17 protein-coding genes are annotated in these 18,015 nt (G+C 47.8%); 13 read left to right on the plus strand and 4 right to left on the minus strand.

Annotated elements, in window-relative coordinates; all coding sequences use genetic code 11:
- Nucleotides 1–2 precede the first annotated feature (2 nt).
- The 10 genes from KE626_RS34925 (at nucleotide 3) to KE626_RS22275 (ending at nucleotide 10,834) form a co-directional block, all read left to right on the plus strand.
- On the plus strand, nucleotides 3–1,937 hold the full coding sequence (locus tag KE626_RS34925) for an efflux RND transporter permease subunit (RefSeq protein WP_211975200.1): 1,935 nt from the start codon (nucleotides 3–5) through the stop codon (nucleotides 1,935–1,937).
- Complete coding sequence (locus KE626_RS22235) at nucleotides 1,921–3,174, plus strand: TolC family protein (RefSeq protein ID WP_211975201.1); 1,254 nt, start codon at nucleotides 1,921–1,923, stop codon at nucleotides 3,172–3,174. The genes KE626_RS34925 and KE626_RS22235 overlap by 17 nt, the downstream gene beginning before the upstream one ends.
- On the plus strand, nucleotides 3,152–4,342 hold the full coding sequence (locus KE626_RS22240; protein ID WP_211975202.1) for an efflux RND transporter periplasmic adaptor subunit: 1,191 nt from the start codon (nucleotides 3,152–3,154) through the stop codon (nucleotides 4,340–4,342). The genes KE626_RS22235 and KE626_RS22240 overlap by 23 nt, the downstream gene beginning before the upstream one ends.
- Before the next feature lie 4 nt (nucleotides 4,343–4,346).
- Nucleotides 4,347–5,567 (plus strand): efflux RND transporter periplasmic adaptor subunit, encoded by a 1,221-nt coding sequence (locus tag KE626_RS22245; protein WP_211975203.1) that lies wholly within the window; start codon nucleotides 4,347–4,349, stop codon nucleotides 5,565–5,567.
- 29 nt (nucleotides 5,568–5,596) lie between these two features.
- Entirely contained in the window at nucleotides 5,597–6,637 is a 1,041-nt protein-coding gene (locus KE626_RS22250) for a DUF3347 domain-containing protein (RefSeq protein ID WP_211975204.1), read from the plus strand.
- Nucleotides 6,638–6,701: 64 nt separating this feature from the next.
- Nucleotides 6,702–7,154 (plus strand): heme-binding domain-containing protein, encoded by a 453-nt coding sequence (locus KE626_RS22255; protein WP_249207631.1) that lies wholly within the window; start codon nucleotides 6,702–6,704, stop codon nucleotides 7,152–7,154.
- A gap of 207 nt (nucleotides 7,155–7,361) precedes the next feature.
- Nucleotides 7,362–8,210: a COG1470 family protein gene (locus KE626_RS22260; protein ID WP_249207633.1), complete on the plus strand. Its 849-nt coding sequence runs from the start codon at nucleotides 7,362–7,364 to the stop codon at nucleotides 8,208–8,210.
- Between the two features lie 6 nt (nucleotides 8,211–8,216).
- A complete protein-coding gene (locus KE626_RS22265; protein WP_211975206.1) occupies nucleotides 8,217–9,233 on the plus strand; it encodes an ABC transporter ATP-binding protein in 1,017 nt (338 codons plus the stop codon).
- On the plus strand, nucleotides 9,175–10,200 hold the full coding sequence (locus KE626_RS22270) for an ABC transporter permease (RefSeq protein ID WP_211975207.1): 1,026 nt from the start codon (nucleotides 9,175–9,177) through the stop codon (nucleotides 10,198–10,200). The genes KE626_RS22265 and KE626_RS22270 overlap by 59 nt, the downstream gene beginning before the upstream one ends.
- A gap of 58 nt (nucleotides 10,201–10,258) precedes the next feature.
- On the plus strand, nucleotides 10,259–10,834 hold the full coding sequence (locus tag KE626_RS22275; RefSeq protein WP_211975208.1) for a hypothetical protein: 576 nt from the start codon (nucleotides 10,259–10,261) through the stop codon (nucleotides 10,832–10,834).
- Nucleotides 10,835–10,912: 78 nt separating this feature from the next.
- On the opposite strand, the gene msrA is transcribed toward KE626_RS22275, so the two are convergent.
- The gene (gene msrA, locus KE626_RS22280) at nucleotides 10,913–11,404 is read right to left on the minus strand and encodes a peptide-methionine (S)-S-oxide reductase MsrA (RefSeq protein ID WP_211975209.1); all 492 of its coding nucleotides are present in this window, start codon (nucleotides 11,402–11,404) and stop codon (nucleotides 10,913–10,915) included.
- A gap of 167 nt (nucleotides 11,405–11,571) precedes the next feature.
- On the minus strand, nucleotides 11,572–12,399 hold the full coding sequence (locus KE626_RS22285; RefSeq protein ID WP_211975210.1) for a glycoside hydrolase family 16 protein: 828 nt from the start codon (nucleotides 12,397–12,399) through the stop codon (nucleotides 11,572–11,574).
- A 270-nt stretch (nucleotides 12,400–12,669) separates the two neighbouring features.
- On the opposite strand from KE626_RS22285, the gene KE626_RS22290 reads away from it, so the two are divergent.
- Nucleotides 12,670–13,830: an acyltransferase family protein gene (locus KE626_RS22290; protein WP_211975211.1), complete on the plus strand. Its 1,161-nt coding sequence runs from the start codon at nucleotides 12,670–12,672 to the stop codon at nucleotides 13,828–13,830.
- A gap of 74 nt (nucleotides 13,831–13,904) precedes the next feature.
- On the opposite strand, the gene KE626_RS22295 is transcribed toward KE626_RS22290, so the two are convergent.
- Entirely contained in the window at nucleotides 13,905–14,627 is a 723-nt protein-coding gene (locus tag KE626_RS22295) for an SDR family oxidoreductase (RefSeq protein ID WP_211975212.1), read from the minus strand.
- Between the two features lie 297 nt (nucleotides 14,628–14,924).
- Here KE626_RS22295 and KE626_RS22300 point away from each other — a divergent pair, with 297 nt between their 5' ends.
- Together KE626_RS22300 and KE626_RS22305 are read left to right on the plus strand one after the other, a co-directional pair.
- The gene (locus KE626_RS22300) at nucleotides 14,925–16,040 is read left to right on the plus strand and encodes a radical SAM protein (RefSeq protein ID WP_211975213.1); all 1,116 of its coding nucleotides are present in this window, start codon (nucleotides 14,925–14,927) and stop codon (nucleotides 16,038–16,040) included.
- Nucleotides 16,012–17,064 (plus strand): Gfo/Idh/MocA family protein, encoded by a 1,053-nt coding sequence (locus KE626_RS22305; RefSeq protein ID WP_211975214.1) that lies wholly within the window; start codon nucleotides 16,012–16,014, stop codon nucleotides 17,062–17,064. The genes KE626_RS22300 and KE626_RS22305 overlap by 29 nt, the downstream gene beginning before the upstream one ends.
- Nucleotides 17,065–17,195: 131 nt before the next feature.
- On the opposite strand, the gene KE626_RS22310 is transcribed toward KE626_RS22305, so the two are convergent.
- On the minus strand, nucleotides 17,196–17,984 hold the full coding sequence (locus tag KE626_RS22310) for a glycerophosphodiester phosphodiesterase (RefSeq protein WP_211975215.1): 789 nt from the start codon (nucleotides 17,982–17,984) through the stop codon (nucleotides 17,196–17,198).
- Between the last annotated feature and the right edge of the window lie 31 nt (nucleotides 17,985–18,015).

An 18,015-nucleotide genomic window follows, 5' to 3' on the forward strand; every position in this document is an offset into this window, starting at 1 on the left:
ATATGAAATGGCTGAAAAATATTTTTAAAAAACCAACGCAATGGATCAGCGAAGAAGAAAGGCTGAAGGTGATAGAACAATCCAGCAAACAGGTTTCCCGCGGGGTGTTCTTTGCCACCATTATCATCATCACTTCTTTCCTGCCCGTTTTTATGCTCACCGGCCAGGAGGGAAAATTATTTCACCCGCTCGCCTATACGAAAACATTTATCATGATCGTAGATGCGTTACTGGTAATTACGCTGGCGCCGGTACTGATTTCCTTTTTTATGAAAGGAAAATTCCGGCCGGATCATGATAATCCTGTAAATCGTGTACTGGAGCGCATTTATGAGCCTATTATAAAAGGTGTGCTGAAGTGGCGTAAAACCACCATCGCCATCAACGTGATCGCATTGGTGATCACCATCCCTTTGCTGAAAAGCCTGGGCAGTGAATTTATGCCGCCGCTCGATGAACAAAGTATTTTGTTCATGCCTGTTACGCTCCCGGATATTTCCAATGCTGAAGCAAAACGTATCCTGCAGGTGCAGGACAAGATCATCAAAAGCGTACCGGAAGTGGAAAAGGTATTGGGTAAAGCCGGCCGGGCCAGCACAGCTACAGATAATTCTCCCATCAGCATGATTGAAACCATTATTATGCTGAAGCCAAAATCGAAGTGGCGGGAGGGAAAAACAAAGAAAGATATCATCAACGAACTGGATGCCAAATTACAGATACCTGGTGTGGTAAATGGCTGGACACAGCCCATTATCAACCGTATCAATATGCTGGCAACGGGCATCCGCACCGATGTGGGGGTGAAGGTATACGGGCAGAGTCTCGACTCCATCGCTATCGTATCCGACCGGGTGAAGCGGGTGCTGGAAGGCACGCCGGGCATCGCGGATCTGTATGTAGAGCCGGTTACCGGCGGTAAATACCTCAGCATCGATGTACGCAGGGGCGACCTGGCCCGTTACGGGTTGAGCGTAGATGACGTAAATCAAACCGTGGAAACGGCATTGGGTGGCGCGCCTGTGGGCAATACCATCGAAGGGCGTCAGCGTTTTTCGATCAGTGTGCGGCTGGCACAGGACTACCGTAACAGTGTGGAACATATCCGGCGTATTCCGCTGATGTCGGCTGCGATGGGAGAGGTGCCCCTATCCGCAGTAGCAGATGTGAAATTTGAAGATGGCCCTCCGATGATTTCCTCGGAGAACGCCATGTTGCGCGGCGCAGTGCTGTTCAATGTGCGCGACCGTGACCTGGGCAGCACGGTGAAGGAAGCCATCAGCAAAATGAATGAAGCGAATGGGGTATTACCCGCAGGATATTACCTGGAGTGGAGCGGGCAATATGAAAACCTGATCCGTGGCGAGCAAACGTTAAGATGGATTGCACCCATAGTACTCGTCATTATTTTCTTCTCCCTTTATTTCGCTTTTAACTCCATCAGGGAAGCTTTCCTCAGCCTGATCACCGTGCCGTTTGCACTGATCGGCGGCGCTTACATGATTTATTTCTGGGGCGTCAATCTATCGGTGGCAGTGGCGGTGGGCTTTATCGCATTGTTTGGTATAGCGGTGGAAACGGGTATTGTGATGGTGATTTACCTGAATGATGCAATGCAGCAGCTGGTAAAGGAAAAAGGAAATAGTGCGGACACCATCAGCCGGGAGGATCTGCGTGGTGCGGTAATTCATGGCGCTGCTAAAAGGCTGCGGCCCAAACTGATGACAGTTTGTGTTTCGCTGTTCGGACTGGTGCCGGTGTTATGGGCAACCGGCGTAGGCACCGATGTAATGCAGCCGATTGTATTACCCATGATAGGTGGTGTGCTCACTTCCTCCACGCATATTTTGCTGGTAACACCACTGATCTTTTTAATGTCGAAAGAATACGAATTGCGTAAGTACGGAAAACTGGAAATTCATGAAGTACATCACTAAATATATAGCGTGGATACTGCTGTGGGCGCCTGTTCAGCTGTTTGCGCAGCAAACGCCGGTGTTGCCATTGGATAGTATACTACAACGGGTAGACAGGAATAATATATTGCTGCAATCCTACGCGCTCAAGGCCGATGCATTTAAATACAGCGCGGATGCGGCCACAGCATGGATGGCGCCTATGGTGGGCGTGGGCACATTTATGACACCCTATCCAGGGCAAATGATTATGGACGACCGCGATAAAGGAAGTTTTATGCTGCAGATAGAACAGGATATTCCCAATCCTGCGAAACTGAATGCGAAAAAGCGTTTTATCGCTTCGCAGGGAAATGTGGAACGGGCCGGCAGGGATATTACCCTGAATGATTTCAAGGCGCAGGCCCGTCGCCTGTATTTCAACTGGCTGGTGGCAAAGAAGCGGATTGCGGTATTGCAGGAGAATGAAAAGATCATGATCACCATGAAAAAAATTGAAGAGGTACGATACCCTTACAATCAATCCCAGTTAAGTGGGGTGTTTAAAGCCAGCGCCAAAATTGAGGAAAACCAGAACATGATCCGTATGCAGGAAGGGGCTATCGCCAAAGCCAGATCCTGGCTGAACAGCCTGATGAATGCACCCGGCAACCAGCTTTTTGATATTGACACTGCTTTCCGGCCGGTATTTGCACCTGCTGCTTCCTACGATACAGCTGCGCTGGCGCTGGCCCGGAAAGATGTATTTAAAATGAATGAAAGCATCCGGTCAATGCAGTTGGATATAGAAAGCATGAAGCGGGAAAAGAAGCCTGATTTCAGGGTACGTTTCGATCATATGTCGCCGCTGGGCGCCGGCATGCCAAAAGCTTTCAGCGCCATGGGCATGATCAGCATTCCCATTGCGCCCTGGTCTTCCAGGATGTATAAATCAGGCATCAAAGCTATGCAGTACAATATACAGGCCATGGAAAAGGAGCGGTCGGCCATGTTACAGGAAACACAGGGTATGCTGTATGGTATGCAATATGAAATACAGTCTATGCAGCAACGGATTACAGCAATGGAAGATAAAATTATTCCATCGCTGCGGCAAACGCTGGATGCCAATTTCCTGAACTACCAGGAAAATAAACTGGCCTTGTCAGCTGTAATCGATTCCTGGGAAGCACTCACCATGATGCAGTCAAATGTACTGGATGAGCAACTAAAACTCTATGAAATGATAGCGGATTATGAGAAACAGTTATATCGTTAAAATCATTACCGGCGTATTCATCGCCGCAGTGGGGCTGGCGGCTTGTAAGACGAAGGGAGGCGTGGCCCCGCATAACAGTATGGAGCTGGTGGCCGACAGCAGCATCACCCATCTTACACAACCGGTAAATGCACAGGTGGTAGCTACTATTCCGGTTATCTCCCCTGAAACCGGTTCCCGCATTTATTCAGCTGCGGCGAATGGCGTTATCACCTATGATACGCGTCAGCAAACGGCTGTTGCCAGCAGGGTAGGCGGGCGTATCGAGCGCCTCCTGATAAAATATAACTATCAACCGGTAAAAAAAGGGCAGCTGATCATGGAAATATATTCGCCGGATCTGGCGGCGGCACAGCGGGAGCTGATATATGTAGCGCAAAGCAGTAAGGAGCTGTTGGCCGGCGCCCGGCAACGTTTACAGTTGCTGGGAATGCAACCGGGGCAGATCGACCAGGTTCTGAAAACAGGTAATATCCTGTACCGCATTCCTGTATACAGCAACAGCGATGGATATATACTGGAGAAGTCGGCTGCCGTGGCAACCGCTTCCGCAGCACCACCAGTGGCCACCTCCGCGGGGGATGGTATGAGCGGAATGGGAAGTGCAGCGGCGCCGGTAACAAGCGCCCCGGCTGCACCCGCTGCTACCCCCGTGTTACTGCGGGAAGGGCAGTATGTTACTGCGGGGCAACCCCTGTTCACCATTTACCAGGCCGATGCCCTCGTGGCCGTATTTTCTTTTCCCCCGCAACTGGCGGCTACCATCAGGAAAGGACAGCGGTTGTTGTTTTATCCTACGGAAGATAACACCGCTATGCAAACAGGTATCATTGGTTTGATAGAACCGGTTTTTCGTAACGGTGAGAACTTTACGCTCGCGCGGATATATCTCAACAAGCATCATTTCCGGGCCGGTCAGTTGCTCACGGCCAGTATCCCGGTGATGTATTCCAATGGATCCTGGCTGCCTAAGAAAGCGGTATGGCGCCTGGGCAATAAGGCCGTGGTGTTTAAAAAGGAAAAAGAGGTGTATGTGCCGCAGGTAGTACAAACAGGTGTGGAAGAAAAGGATATGATACAGGTAATAACGGATATCGCCGACTGGAAAGTGGCGTCTAATGCGGCCTACCTGGTAGATAGTGAAAGCTTTATTAAAACAAAACAATAGCCATATGGAACGCAAAAAGTTTATAAAAGCCATTGCAGTTGTTTCACTGCTGCCGGCAGTATTCCTGGCAGCCTGTAAAGAAACCGGTAAAAAGAAAACGGTAGTCGCCGCGAAACAAACATATACCTGTCCGATGCATCCGCAGATCATACAGGATAAACCAGGTACCTGTCCTATATGTGGAATGGACCTGGTGCAGTTCGACAAAAACAATAAAGAAACATCGCTTACCCTGGGGGAAAGCCAGGTGGCCCTGGCTAATATTACCACACTGGTAGTGGGAGCAGGCGCACTGTCGAACTTTAAGCAATTGAACGGGCGATTGGTAACAGATCCGCAACACACTACCATCATTTCAAGTCGCGTGGCCGGCCGCATCGAAGTACTGTTTGTAAAGGAAACCGGTGTGAAAGTGAGCAAAGGGCAGGCGCTGTATAAAATTTATTCCGAACAACTGGCTGCGTTGCAGCAGGAATACCTGCTGTCGGCCGCCCAGGTAAAGCAATTCCCCGATGACGCCCGCTTTCAGCAAATTGAAAAAGCCGCGCGTCAGAAGCTATTGTTATACGATCAGTCACCTGCACAAATCAGCCAGTTACTACAGTCGCAGCAGGTAAATCCCTATGTTACCTATCCCGCTACGGAGAGCGGTATGGTGGCCGGGTTATCCGTGTCCGAAGGTCAGTACATCGCTGAGGGGGGCGCCGTCATGAACGTGGAAGCTTATCAGCAGCTATGGGTGGAAGCAGATGTTTACCCTGCGGAGGCCGCCGCTGTTAAGGTAGGCGAGTCTGTGAAGGTGATAGTGGCAGGCTGGGAAAATGAACCACAAACCATGACCGTGCAATTCATCAGTCCTGCTTTGCAGAATGGGAGTCAGCTGTTACAGATACGCGGAACGGTACCCAATCCCGGTAATCGCTGGCAGCCCGGATTACAGGCCAATATCCTGTTGCCCCTACAAAGTAAAGGCGATGTATTGCGTTTGCCTGCCGACGCGGTTATCCGCGATGGGAAAGGTGCACACGTTTGGGTGGAGCGCAGCAAAGGAAAATTTGAGCCGCGTATGGTGCAAACAGGAATGGAGAGTTTCGACGCGGTGGAAATCACAAAGGGGTTAACAGCAGGAGATACCGTGGTTGTTTCAGGTGCTTATTTATTGTATTCCGAATACCTGTTGAAAAAGGGCTCAGACCCGATGGCGGGGATGGCGATGCCGCATTAATTTCTTTTTATAAAAATAAAATCAAAAACATGACAACGTTATTAAAAGCCGTATTGCCTGTGCTGGCAGTTATTTTTCTTACCGCATGCGGTAGTGGTAATGCAGACAAAAGCCATCCTCCCCACGAATCCGACAGCAGTGCCACGGCTGCTCCTGTGGCAGCCGGCGTACATCTTCGTGATGACAAGCTGAATGCCGTATACCCGCATTATGTGCAGTTAACCACCGCATTAACGAATGGAGATATGGCGGCCGCTAAAATCGCCGCCAGTGCTATTGCCGCCGGAGCGGGTGAAATTACAGGCGGTGCGGCGCTGGGAGCTGCTGCCGCCAATATTATGGCAGCAACAGATATCGACGCCCAAAGAACCCTGTATGCAGGATTAAGTACCGCGTTTATTGCACTGGTTAAACAATCCGGTTTGAGCAGTGGCGCTTTGTATGTTGACTTTTGCCCGATGGCAATGCATGATAAAGGAGCATCCTGGTTGAGTGCCGGCAAGGAAATTAAGAATCCGTATTTCGGTGAAAAAATGATGACCTGTGGCGATGTAAAGGAAACCATTCTTCCTGCAACCGCTGCCGCCGGTACAGGCAGTGTAAAACCACAGTTTACCAACGTGGATGCAAAAGTAGCGGCTTCATTAAAGGCAGTGGTAGCGCAATATTTACAGATTAAAAATGGTTTGGCGGAAGATAATTCAGCAGGGGCCGCCAACGGTGGAAAAGCCATGGCTGCGGCTATGGAGAAAGCGGATAAAACAGCGATGACACCGGAACAACAACAGCTTTACAAGGAAAATGAAGATGACCTGAAAGAACATGCGGAGCATATAGGGAAAAATGAAGGCAATATCGAACATCAGCGGGAGCACTTTGCACAAATGAGCGAAGATGTATATGCCCTGGTGAAAGCCTTTGGCGGTGGTCAAACCCTGTATCATGATTATTGCCCGATGTATAACGACAATAAAGGCGCACGCTGGATAAGTGAAACCGAGGTGGTGAAGAATCCTTATTTCGGCAGCAAAATGGCCACCTGTGGGTCTGTAAAAGAAGTGATGCAGTAACCGTTTTTCTGTGCCTTTCCGCACCCTTGGTGCGGGAGGGCTTTTATCTTGATAATGATGTTTTATGCGAACCATCCGGATTATGGCAGTGGCGGCATTGGCCATGTTTGTAGGGATACAATTTATTCAACCGGTAAAGAATCGAAGCAGCCAAATGGATACTGCGAATGATATCTCCCGGCTATATCCCATACCTGCTGGTATACAGGATATATTGCAGCGGGCATGTTATGACTGCCACAGTAACACTACCCGGTATCCCTGGTATGCACATATTCAGCCCGCAGGCTGGTGGATGGCCTCACATGTAAAAACGGGAAAGGAGGCGTTGAACTTCAGCGAGTACGGCCGCTATTCCCTGAAAAGAAGACGGAATAAGTTGGAAAGAATGAAAGAAGAGATATTGGAAGACAGGATGCCGCTTGGTTCCTATACCATGATACACACGGATGCCAGGCTGACGGCGGAAGAAAAGGCGCTGCTGGTAAACTGGATGGCAGAGGCGGGGGAAAAGTGAATCAGCGGCGGGATCACAACACTGATCCCGCCGCTGGGCCTGCCATCACGCATAAATTTTCACATTTCTTTTGCAATTCCATTAATTTTTTCTTTTTAATTTGTTGCCCGTTCAAAATACCATTACCTGTATTACTACTGTATAGAAAAGTAAATAGCTATTATTTCATCAAGAATATAATTATTATTTATTAATCTTATGTTAGCAATGTCAGCCAGTTATCAAGGACGGATGAAGTTAAATCCGCATGCTCTTCTCAGTGTTGTTTTCTTAATTTTTTTATTCACTAACACATCGGCGACCCGTGCAGAAGGGCGTGCTGCGCCTCCTTTTACAGCCCGGCTTATAAACATCGAGGCCGCTGCCAATACTACATTTACTTACAATACACAGTTGCATAACACTGCGCCGATGGCGCGCATTTATCAGCTATCGGCCAGCATACCTCCCGGGTGGAACCTCTCTTTTAAGGTAGAGGGAGTGCAGGTAACATCTCTCAATATCGATTCAGGAAAAACCCAGGATATTACGGTGGAGATTAATCCTGCTGTTGAAGTAAAGCCAGGGAAATATACTATTCCCGTGCTCGCCATGACCGGGACAGACTCTCTGAAACTACAGCTGGAGGCTGTTGTAAAAGGTACCTACAGCGTCATACTCACTACCCCAACCGGGCGGTTGAGTGATGATCTGACTGAAGGAAAACGGAAAGAAATTCAACTGCTGGTGAAAAACACCGGCACCATTACACTCGATAACCTCGACCTCTCCGGTCAAACGCCGCCGCAATGGGAAGCTTCTTTTGTGCCTTCCACCATCACCCGTCTGGAACCGGGTAAGGACGCCGCAGTTACGGCCACACTGCATGTCCCGGATAAAACCATTGCGGGCGACTATGTAACTACCTTTTCCGTAAAAAACAATAGTACTTCTTCCAACGCAGCCTTTCGCATGACCGTTAAAACATCGGTGCTCACCGGCTGGATGGGAGTATTGGTGATACTATTGGCATTGGGCACTGTTTATTATCTTATCCGTAAATATGGCAGGAGATAGTACGTTATGGAACAACCAATTATTGAGATCAATGGGCTGACCAAATATTATGGCCGTTTGAAAGCTGTAGACAACCTGCATCTGACCATTAACAAAGGCGAGATATTCGGTTTACTGGGACCCAACGGCGCAGGTAAATCCACCACCATCTTAATGCTGCTGGGATTAACGGAACCTTCATCAGGAGAAGCACATATCTGCGGGTTCAACGCATCGCGCCACCCGATACCGGTGAAACGTAAGGTAGGGTATATGCCCGACAGCGTAGGATTTTACAATGAACTCACTGCATTGGAGAACCTCACCTATATGGGACGGCTAAACGGTATCCCGGAGGCAACCGTGAAAGCGCTTGCCCGTGATATGCTTGCAGAGGTAGGGCTGGAATCGGCCATGAATAAAAAAACCGGCACGTTCTCCCGCGGCATGAAACAACGGCTTGGCCTGGCAGATGTGCTGATCAAACAGCCGGAAATCATCATCCTGGATGAACCTACCCTGGGCATTGATCCGGCGGGTGTTCGCGATTTCCTGGAGTTGATCCGGCAATTGAGTCAGCAACAGGGTCTTACCATCTTACTGTCTTCCCATCATCTTCACCAGGTGCAGCAGGTGTGTAATCGTGTAGGCATATTCGTGGGAGGGCAGTTGCTGGCAGAAGGTAATATGCAAACACTGGCTGCCGGTCTCTTTAGGTCTGCGCCCTATATGGTGCAGGTTACCCTGAAAACAATACAGGATCCTGCTGCGCTGGAAAGAGCATTACTGCAGCTGCCTGCTATTGAAAAAGTAGTCATAACAGGCGTACTGGCGGAGATTTACGGTCAGGAAGATATTACTCCGGACATCGTCCGTTTTTTTGCAGGTAATGGTTTTGATGTTACCGGCGTGCAGAAAAAAACATATGGACTCGATGAAATTTATCAACAATACTTCGAAAATAATTTAAAGGAAAATGCATTCAATGAAAAGTCAAGTGGCCTATTTCAACGATCTTTTTTCGGCAGGTTCAAAAAGCACTAGAACTGGCTCACTCAAACCGGCTAATCCCTTTTGGGTAATGGTACGAAAGGAGGTCGCCGACCAGGTGCATAGCTGGCGTTTTATTATTTTGGCCGGATTGGTACTGCTTACTTTCGTCGGCTCCATGTACGTATCGTTGTCGAATATTAGCAAGGCGGTGGCCGACGCACGTGACCCGGACAGGTTATTTTTATACCTGAAGCTATTGACCATTACTGATGGCACCTTGCCGCCCTTTCACGTATTTATTGGCTTCCTGGGCCCGTTGCTGGGCATCAGTATGGGTTTTGATGCCATTAATTCAGAACAATCCAACGGCACGCTGATCCGGCTGATGGCGCAACCGGTATACCGCGACACGGTGATCAATGCAAAATTTGTGGCTTCCCTCATCGTGATCAGTACCCTTTTCCTGTCGCTCGGTTTACTGATGATAGGCGGGGGACTGATCATTACCGGCGTAAAGATAGAGCCCTCTGAATTTATACGTATCCTTTGCTTTGTGGCGTTAAGCATTATCTACGTAGCATTCTGGCTAAACCTGTCTATATTGTTGTCAGTGAAATTTCGTCAAACTGCCACGTCAGCGCTGACAGCAATTGCCATCTGGTTATTTTTCACCGTCTTTTACCAGATACTGCTTAATATCATCATAAAGGCATTGCTGCCAGACCCTGGTCTGTTGTCGCAGGATCAGCTGCAGTCCTACAATGGTATCATTTTAACTTTCCTGCGTTTTGTACCAAGCCAGTTGTATACGGATGCTACCTCCACCTTACTGATGCCTTCTGTTCGAAGTCTTGGGCCGCTGACCATGGAACAGATGGCTGGCGCCATCCCCTCACCATTGTCCGTGCGTGAAAGTCTCCTTGTGGTATGGCCACAGGTGAGCGGGTTGATTGCCGCTACGGTGTCATGTTTCGCACTTTCGTACTATTGGTTTATGAGAAGAGAAATACGAACCTGATTTAATTTTTAATATCTGCAGGATTTCTCTAAATTAAGGCCTGATAAAAACAACTATGATGCGCCACCTATTCAGTCTATGCCTGTTACTTTTTATTTCCTGTTCGGCTATGAGCCAGCAGTCGGCCAACGAACTACATTTTACCAGCAGCCAGCGCCAGCTGATTACGGTATATAAAGGCACCATTTTCGTAAACGGGAATAAGGCTTTTATATTTAACCAGGATATCATTAACTATAAAAGCAGGCGTAACCGGCTGATAGAAGACGGCAGGTCCGTATTTCTTTTCCTGGAGGTAAACGGCAGTCCCAATAAAAACAGGCTGTATGTGTTTAATATTGATCACTCGCTGGCGGATTCTGTAGTGAATGCCATCAGTTCGGATGTGAAAGACTGGGATCACGACGGCAACCTGGAGTTTGGCGGCAGTGAGGTGCGGGTACCGCATCCTTCGGCAGATTCACTATATTATCTTCCTTCAAAATTTTATGAGATAAGAAAGGGTAAGATATCCTACGATGCTGAGCTCACTGAAACCACCGATAAAAAAACCAACGGCGTTTATCTCGCTGATCCGTTGACTGGTGACGGAAAATGCTGTAAAGGTATTCCGAAGTCAAAGAAACGTATATAGCAGTATTTATCTCCCTGAAATGGTATAAAAAAAGACCCTGAGTTTTACTCAGGGTCTTTTGATTTTAAGGTATACCAATTATTTTAAGGTCCATTCGGGCCGCTCAAAGTGGCAGGTATAGCCGTAGGGATGTTTTTGCAGATAATCCTGGTGTTCCTCTTCCGCGTTCCAGAAGTCGCCGGCAGGCACTACTTCGGTAATGATCTTACCTGGCCATTTTCCCGATGCCGTCATTTCCTCAATTAATTTAACGGCGGTAGCCTGTTGAGTTTCGTCCAGGTAGAAGATAGCAGAGCGGTAGGAAGTACCTACGTCATTTCCCTGCCTGTTCCGGGTGGTAGGATCGTGGATCTGGAAGAAATATTCCAGTAGCTTCCTATATGATAATACAGCCGGATCAAACGTAATTTCAATACCCTCTGCATGTGTGCCATGATGGCGGTATGTGGCGTTGGGAACATCCCCGCCCGTATATCCGACAACGGTAGTAAGCACACCGGGCTGATGACGGATCAGCTCTTCCACACCCCAGAAACAACCTCCCGCAAGAATCGCTTTTTCAGTACTCATGTCTTTCTCTTTTATCTGATGAAGATAATGATACTTTATCTAAATCTCCGCTGCATTCCCTAACAGTTGTCTCCGCCACATTCCCCAACAATTATCTCCGCCGTATTCTCAAACAATTATCCCCGCTGCATTTCCTAAAAGCTAAAAGCTAATGGCTAACAGCTTTTTTACTGATATACCTTTACCCAATCAACAATCATTTGTACCGGCAGGGTACCCGGATTTACTTTCCCTACCCAGTCGCCAGCCAGTTGCTGATCTATGAGCAGGTAAAACGGCTGATCGTAGGGCCATTGGGACGGGTCCACTCCCTGTACCCGTGGATAGGTGAACGTTGGTTTTCCATTAAGGTGGAATACAATTTTATCGGGATACCAGCTGATGCCGAAGGTGTTGAAATCAAGCGGATTTAACGCCGCCGTTCCATAATGTGGCGGATGGTCTGTTTGTTTCAGGTTGAGCGTGTAATAAGAGTGGGTGGTTTGATAGAAGATGCTGTCGTAATTCAGATGTTCCATGATATCAATTTCCCCGTTCTTAGGGTAGTGCCCGTATCTATCTGTTTCCGCCAGCATCCACATCGCGGGCCAGGCTCCCTGGGCACATTCCAGTTTGGCGCGGATCTCTATTTTCCCGTACTGAAATGCGAATTTACCTTTGGAGTAAATGCCGCCAGTGAGGAAAGGTCTCGGATCTTTTAGCGTATCGGGGTTATTGATACCCCTGAGGTACAATTTGCCGCTGTCGAGCTGGTAGCACCGGTCATCGGAGGTCATATGCCTGCCCCAGGCTGCGTTATTGGGCGGAATGCGGGTCCATTTGCCGGTGTCGAGGCGGGGGCCGTCGAAATTATCCTGCCATACGAGCTTCCATTGTTTTTCGGCCCGTCCTGCTTTCTGCGTATAGAGGTATCCGTGTTTGCCACTCCTCGTGGTGACTTTACATGCCAGCATGCTTACTGCTATGATCAGCAATAGGAGAACGTTTTTTTTCATTGTTTGCTGTTGATACACAAATATAATCGTTGAGGTGGATGTTGGGCCGGGGCTGTTTCGAACGGCTTATGAAAAATTGCCGGTGTATTTAAGTAAATAATTGATAATCAAATGTTTAATAATTTTTAGCAAGATGTAAACAGGCATCCATTTCCTTTTCTGATTATTTTTAAAAAAAATTAATTTCGTTTTTCTTAGCTTGTATCCTGTACAATCAAAATCGATTTTTTATTCAAACAGATTGTTGATCTTTTCAATACTGAACCATACATGAGTACATTAACAACTTTTCCTGCCTCAACAGAAACCCTTTCTGCAGCCACTGGTGAGCGCGAGAAAACAACCCGGCTATACTCGCTGGATGCCCTCCGTGGATTTGATATGTTTTGGATCATGGGTGGTGGCGACATCTTCAACGAAATCGCAAAGGCCACCGGCACGCCATTCTGGGAGGCTATCTCGGTGCAACTGGAGCATCCTGCCTGGAACGGATTCCATTTCTATGACCTTATTTTCCCTTTGTTCCTGTTCATGGCAGGTGTTTCTACACCCTATTCGGTAGGGAGGGAGCTGGAGAAAGGCAAAAGTCGCCGCATGCTCCTGGGGCGTGTTATCAGAAGAGGATTGATGCTGGTATTGCTGGGTGTTATTTATAATAATGGCCTGCAGCTGCAACCTGTTTCACAAATACGCTTCTGCAGCGTATTGGGAAGAATTGGCCTGGCTTATATGTTCGCCAACATCATTTACCTGTATACAAAGGAACGGGCACAGATGATCTGGTTTGCGGGTATCCTGATCGTATATTGGTTACTGTTAAAGTTTACGGCGGCGCCCGGATTTGCGCCCGGGGATCTGACAATGGAAGGGAATTTCGCTTCCTACCTGGATCGTTGTATTGTTCCCGGTAAATTGTACCTGGGCATTCATGATCCCGAAGGTGTGGCCTCTACTTTCCCGGCTATCAGTACAGCGATGCTGGGTATCCTGACAGGGAACTTACTGCGGAACAATCCCATGTCCCCGAAGAAAAAAGTAGGCTGGATGGCGTTAGCAGGGGTTATTTTCCTGGTGCTGGCACAATTGTGGAACCTTGATTTTCCTATCAACAAAAATCTGTGGACCAGCTCCTTTGTGTTGCAGGTAGGTGGTATCAGCCTGTTGCTGCTCTCGCTTTTTTACTATGTGATCGATATCGCAGGATACAAAAAGTGGGCATTCTTCTTTCGGGTAATAGGTATGAACTCTATCCTCATTTACATCTCAGGTCATTTTATTGACTGGAGTTATACTAACAACGCATTTTTTATATGGCTGGGGCAGTTGATCGGAGATCCATATGGAGCGGTAGCATTAGCGATCACCTTTGTATTTGTAAAATGGTTGTTCCTGTATTTTATGTATAAGCACAAGGTTTTCCTGAAAGTATAACGGCACAGATATTTAAAAGCCCGCAGGTATTATATCTGCGGGCTTTTTTATTGCCGGTACCGATGGAGTGGTAATTACCAGGGAAGTTCCCCGCTGTCATTAAAGAATCTGCCGGTTACAGCGCTGTCTGTTAACATCGCCAGTTGTACAATTGCCCTGGCGCCTTCGGCAACGGTTTTTGTACCCTTGAACTGGTTAAGGCCGGTGGCCGTGTAACCTGGGGTAACGCTGTTGACCATTATGTTGTGTCCGCGCAGTTCATTGGCCAGCATCACGGTGAAAGCATTCAACGCCGTTTTGGAGGCGCCGTACGCCGAAAAATTGCTCCAGTTAGGGCGCCTGTCGGCTGCCATATGCATGGTCAATGATCCTACCTCACTTGACACATTGATGATGGCGGGCGCCGACGAGCGCTTTAACAGCGGCAACATGACCTGTGTTGTTTGAACAGCGCCAAAATAATTCGTCTCAAATAAATTGCGGATAATTTCCATGCTGCATTCCGCCATATGCTGTGGTTGTTCCCCGGCAATACCGGCGTTGTTTATCAGCAAATCCAGCGAACCGATTTGATGGTCTAATACCGTTTTTGCCTTCCTGATAGCATCTATATCTGTTACATCGATTTGGATGGCCGCCACATTGGTGATGCCGGCAGCTTTCAGCTGATCAGCTGCCTGCTGTCCGCTAATAATGTCCCTGCTGCCTAAAAAGACAAAGTTTCCCAGTTGTGCCAGCTGCCTGGCTGTTTCAAAGCCAACGCCTTTGTTAGCGCCGGTGATCAGAACAGTTCTCATAAAACTAAATTTAAAAATCCCGTTGCAAAGATCGCGCGGTTCCGGAATTTGGCTGTAGCCTGATGTCGCTAGTTTGTAGCCAAAAGTCCGTTGAATCCCGGAATAGAAATTCATTACCACTCATATAAGGGTATTTTTTAAACCAGGTGTATTAGTCTCAAAATATCGGGTATGCAATATGAAGACGACGAAATGCACCAGCAACTTGCCAGGCTGTTGGCATATCTCATTTTGCCCGCACTGGGCCTTATTGCCGCAGGTATTGTGTTCCTTATCATTTTCTCATAAAACAAGGCCATGTATAAAACTTCCGATTATCTCTCCAGGGGGACCCGTTTCGTGCGTAATCAGTTATACCCTTCGCGGAAGGTGCTGTCTACGCTGATGATATACGCTACTGATCTTTGTAATTCCCGTTGCAAACACTGCCTGATATGGGCAAAACGACCAGTGGCGTATCTTTCTAAAGAAAAAATTATCGAAATCATGGAAAGCAAATGCGTCAGTAGTGCTACTACCGTAGGACTCGAAGGTGGCGAATTCCTGCTGCATCCGCAGGCATTTGAAATACTGGAATGGTTTCATACGCATCATCCTAATTTTGATTTACTCTCCAATTGCCTGCAACCGGAGAAAGTGATCCGTGCAGTGCAGCAGTTTCCTCCCAAACGCTTATTTATTTCACTGGATGGTACGCGGGAGTCATATCAATACATGCGGGGCAAAGATGGCTACGGTAAAGTGCTGAACGTGATTGAAACCTTGCATAAAACCTGTAGTATTTCAGTGATGTTTACCCTTTCTCCTTACAACAGCTTTGATGATCTGGCGCATGTGATGGAGGTTTGTACCCGTTACGGAATAGATCTGCGGGTAGGTATTTATAATAATATTTCTTATTTCGATACTGTAGAAAAAGCGCATGATGACGGCGTACACCCTACTGCTTCTGCGGCGGCATCGGGGTACCAGATTCCCCCGGAAATTATTCAGCGCCTGGGCAACTTTGAGGAAAACCTCGATTTCCTGCTCTTGTATAAATACTGGCAGCGGGGCGAGCTGAAACTGCCGTGTTATTCCATCTTCGATAGCGTAGTAGTGCTGCCTAATGGTAATGTACCTATTTGCCAGAACCTGGATCTGAAGCTGGGCAACGTTAATGAGAAAAGCCTGGATACGATTTATAATGACGCGGCGACTATTGCCCTGCAGAAAAAGCATTGCCATGAATGTAATGGCTGCTGGATCAACTTTCATCGTAAGTATGATGTTACGCTGTTCCGTCAGGCGGAGCAACTGGCCGGTGCCGGCATCACCGCTGCCGTATTGGGTAACTATCAATGGAATGATCAGCAGGAACGTTTTAAAACAGTGATATCGAAATATGATAGCTTATCTGGCAGCCCGGTATAAAGACCGGCGAAGAAAAAAAGCAATGATGGAATTGAGTTGGCATGACCCTTCATTGTGCAGCTTTGCGTTTATCGGTATCGGGCAACATAGCATGGATAACCTGTATCCGGTGTTATTACGTTTAGGCGTTCCGGTGAGATATATCTATTCCCGCAACCAGCAGCTGGCAGAACAGACGGCCCGCTTATTCCCAGCCTGCAGGGGCGTGAGCAATCTTTCGGTCATCTGGCAGGACAACAGCGTGAAAGGCGTTTTTATATGTACAAAAAATGAGTATCAGTTGCCTTTGGTGAAAGCTGCCTTACAGGCAGAGAAATATGTATTTGTAGAAAAGCCCGGTGTTAGCGGTTTTCAGGAGCTGCAGGAACTGACGACAGGGCGCCATGCAGATCGATGCATGATTGCCTTTAACAAACGATTTAACCCGGTAAACCAACAGTTTGCAAAAGCATTCACACAAGCTTTCAGCTATCAGGCACGATATATTACCGGCCCTTATCCTGAAGGGGATGCAGTGATGGAGCTGTTTTGTCACCCGGTAGATAATGTGCTGCAACTTTTTGGGCCGGTAAAGGAATACTATTTCACCGCAAACAAAATAAACGGTGGGATACAGGTGCAATTGCTGTTGCAACATGCGCAGGCAACAGGTACCATGGAACTGTCCACCTGTTACGCGTGGTCTTCATTTACAGATCAACTGCAATTTGTTACACCCAAACGAAGCGTCACGATCGACTATCCCGGAACCTTCCTGGTGCAGGATTTGGGATTCAGACCTGGTGGTATCCCTATTGATAAGCTGTTTAAACGGAACGGACGGCTCCAGGTGAGGAATGCTGCTGTAGCTGTACCGGTGGCTGACAATAACAGCGTATTGCAACACGGTTACTATCCTGAAATAGCCTATTTCGTAAATGTGGTAAGGCAGGGAGCAGCACCATTACTTGCCATGCCTGCTACTTTTGAACATACCTTCCGGCTGCTGGATGCAGTATCTGCCGGATTGGAAACGCAACGTTAACATGGGTTGGTGTATCAAAAGTAATTTTTACCCGGTTGTCTGTTGGCGAGCATTTACGTTTACGCAATTCCCGGGGGCTTCAGATTACTTTTGATATACCTCTTTGCACAATGGTGCTGTGCAGTGTTCCTTTATTGAAAGAACTGTTCAAATATACTGTCTACCTGGAAACAGGTAAGCCCGGCCTTAATAAGCCGTTGTGCCTGCAGCTGCGCCTGGTGCATACTATCGGTTCCTTTAAGCGCCCAGGCGTTTAGTACGCCTACCGCCAGGATGCCGTGTTTCTTCGCCCAGGCTGCATCTTCGGGAGTAATATCTCCGGAAAAAAGATAATAATGAGAAGGGCTGTACCCCGGCTTTTTAATGTTCTCTTCCAGCTGTTTCCTCGTACAACTGAGTTTTATTTTGCCGGTAAAGAAAGGAGTAGCCTCGTCTGTACCGATCATCAGCGCATGTTCATAAAGACGATACTTTTTCAATAGCGCTATCACCTGGTTAAAAATAACCGGATGATTCCCGCGGATCTTCAGGTCAATCATTATTTGTAGCTGCCCCTGCGCGTGTTGGAGCACTTCTTCAAATGAGAGGATCCGGTATCCCTGCCGGTTCTTCAATTGGTTCAGTTCCTGCCAGGTCAGCGCCGACAAAGACCTGTCGATGCCGAAACTGCGTTTCAGATTGTCGTCATGATGAGTTACCAGTACACTGTCACTGCTCATCCGCAAATCGACTTCTATCATATAATAGCGCCGGTTGGCGGCTTCCTCCAGCGCAGCAAGACTGTTCTCCTGTCGTATACTATCGGTAACGCCCCCACGATGTGCGATCAGCTGGTAGCGTTGTTTGCCCGCCTGGCTGTACGCCGGTACCACGGGCAATAACAACGCCGCCAAAAGCAGTATCTTTCTGAAATTTAACATGTCATCCTTATTTTATGGCACATAGTTTTCC

The organism is Chitinophaga hostae (assembly GCF_018224885.1).
In the GTDB taxonomy this organism is placed as follows: domain Bacteria; phylum Bacteroidota; class Bacteroidia; order Chitinophagales; family Chitinophagaceae; genus Chitinophaga; species Chitinophaga hostae.

Bases quoted from the DNA above. Each gene is read 5' to 3' on its own strand.
- KE626_RS22255 (WP_249207631.1), top strand. From the start codon at position 6,702: ATGCGAACCATCCGGATTATGGCAGTGGCGGCATTGGCCATGTTTGTA.
- KE626_RS22300 (WP_211975213.1), top strand. From the start codon at position 14,925: ATGTATAAAACTTCCGATTATCTCTCCAGGGGGACCCGTTTCGTGCGT.
- KE626_RS34925 (WP_211975200.1), top strand. From the start codon at position 3: ATGAAATGGCTGAAAAATATTTTTAAAAAACCAACGCAATGGATCAGC.
- KE626_RS22290 (WP_211975211.1), top strand. From the start codon at position 12,670: ATGAGTACATTAACAACTTTTCCTGCCTCAACAGAAACCCTTTCTGCA.
- KE626_RS22265 (WP_211975206.1), top strand. From the start codon at position 8,217: ATGGAACAACCAATTATTGAGATCAATGGGCTGACCAAATATTATGGC.
- KE626_RS22270 (WP_211975207.1), top strand. From the start codon at position 9,175: ATGAAAAGTCAAGTGGCCTATTTCAACGATCTTTTTTCGGCAGGTTCA.
- KE626_RS22295 (WP_211975212.1), bottom strand. From the start codon at position 14,627: ATGAGAACTGTTCTGATCACCGGCGCTAACAAAGGCGTTGGCTTTGAA.
- KE626_RS22240 (WP_211975202.1), top strand. From the start codon at position 3,152: ATGAGAAACAGTTATATCGTTAAAATCATTACCGGCGTATTCATCGCC.
- msrA (WP_211975209.1), bottom strand. From the start codon at position 11,404: ATGAGTACTGAAAAAGCGATTCTTGCGGGAGGTTGTTTCTGGGGTGTG.
- KE626_RS22310 (WP_211975215.1), bottom strand. From the start codon at position 17,984: ATGTTAAATTTCAGAAAGATACTGCTTTTGGCGGCGTTGTTATTGCCC.
- KE626_RS22305 (WP_211975214.1), top strand. From the start codon at position 16,012: ATGATAGCTTATCTGGCAGCCCGGTATAAAGACCGGCGAAGAAAAAAA.
- KE626_RS22250 (WP_211975204.1), top strand. From the start codon at position 5,597: ATGACAACGTTATTAAAAGCCGTATTGCCTGTGCTGGCAGTTATTTTT.
- KE626_RS22235 (WP_211975201.1), top strand. From the start codon at position 1,921: ATGAAGTACATCACTAAATATATAGCGTGGATACTGCTGTGGGCGCCT.
- KE626_RS22245 (WP_211975203.1), top strand. From the start codon at position 4,347: ATGGAACGCAAAAAGTTTATAAAAGCCATTGCAGTTGTTTCACTGCTG.
- KE626_RS22275 (WP_211975208.1), top strand. From the start codon at position 10,259: ATGCGCCACCTATTCAGTCTATGCCTGTTACTTTTTATTTCCTGTTCG.
- KE626_RS22285 (WP_211975210.1), bottom strand. From the start codon at position 12,399: ATGAAAAAAAACGTTCTCCTATTGCTGATCATAGCAGTAAGCATGCTG.
- KE626_RS22260 (WP_249207633.1), top strand. From the start codon at position 7,362: ATGTCAGCCAGTTATCAAGGACGGATGAAGTTAAATCCGCATGCTCTT.